This window comes from Photobacterium profundum (assembly GCF_003026285.1).
GTDB classification, from domain to species: Bacteria; Pseudomonadota; Gammaproteobacteria; order Enterobacterales; family Vibrionaceae; genus Photobacterium; species Photobacterium profundum.
Genome location: NZ_PYOD01000045.1, coordinates 1 through 708 on the forward strand (window position 1 = coordinate 1; position 708 = coordinate 708).

Consider the following 708-nt stretch of genomic DNA (forward strand, 5'->3'; position numbering starts at 1 on the left):
TTTTTGAGTTAGATGTTAACTTGAAGACAACAAAGATTTAGTGTGCCGACTTAGCTCAGTAGGTAGAGCAACTGACTTGTAATCAGTAGGTCACCAGTTCGACTCCGGTAGTCGGCACCATTTCTTAGCAAACGCTGTGTAGCATTAACCAAGGTTGTGTAACATTAGCTTTGCAAAAGTAGAAGCCTAACCGCTTTCACTTTTGCCTCGATAGCTCAGTCGGTAGAGCAGAGGATTGAAAATCCTCGTGTCGGTGGTTCGATTCCGCCTCGAGGCACCATACAATTCCCTTTTAGTTCAGTTGGTAGAACGCCGGACTGTTAATCCGTATGTCGCTGGTTCAAGTCCAGCAAAGGGAGCCAATTCGTTTTTAGGTTAGATGTTAACTTAAAGACAACAAAGATTTAGTGTGCCGACTTAGCTCAGTAGGTAGAGCAACTGACTTGTAATCAGTAGGTCACCAGTTCGACTCCGGTAGTCGGCACCATTTCTTAGCAAACGCTGTGTAAGCAGTTTTGCAAAAGTAAAAGCCTAACCGCTTTCACTTTTGCCTCGATAGCTCAGTCGGTAGAGCAGAGGATTGAAAATCCTCGTGTCGGTGGTTCGATTCCGCCTCGAGGCACCATTACAATTCCCTTTTAGTTCAGTTGGTAGAACGCCGGACTGTTAATCCGTATGTCGCTGGTTCAAGTCCAGCAAAGGGAGCCA

General features: G+C 45.8%; 6 tRNA genes. All 6 read left to right on the forward strand.

Annotated features, from left to right (window positions below):
* Window positions 1–44 precede the first annotated feature (44 nt).
* The 6 genes from C9J48_RS27655 to C9J48_RS27680 all read left to right on the forward strand — a co-directional run bounded on the left by C9J48_RS27655 (window position 45) and on the right by C9J48_RS27680 (window position 708).
* Window positions 45–120 (forward strand) — tRNA-Thr (locus tag C9J48_RS27655).
* A gap of 84 nt (window positions 121–204) precedes the next feature.
* A tRNA-Phe gene (locus C9J48_RS27660) sits at window positions 205–280 on the forward strand.
* Window positions 281–286: 6 nt separating this feature from the next.
* Window positions 287–362, forward strand: a tRNA-Asn gene (locus C9J48_RS27665).
* Between the two features lie 49 nt (window positions 363–411).
* Window positions 412–487: transfer RNA gene (locus C9J48_RS27670), tRNA-Thr, on the forward strand.
* A 62-nt stretch (window positions 488–549) separates the two neighbouring features.
* Window positions 550–625 (forward strand) — tRNA-Phe (locus C9J48_RS27675).
* 7 nt (window positions 626–632) lie between these two features.
* Window positions 633–708: transfer RNA gene (locus C9J48_RS27680), tRNA-Asn, on the forward strand.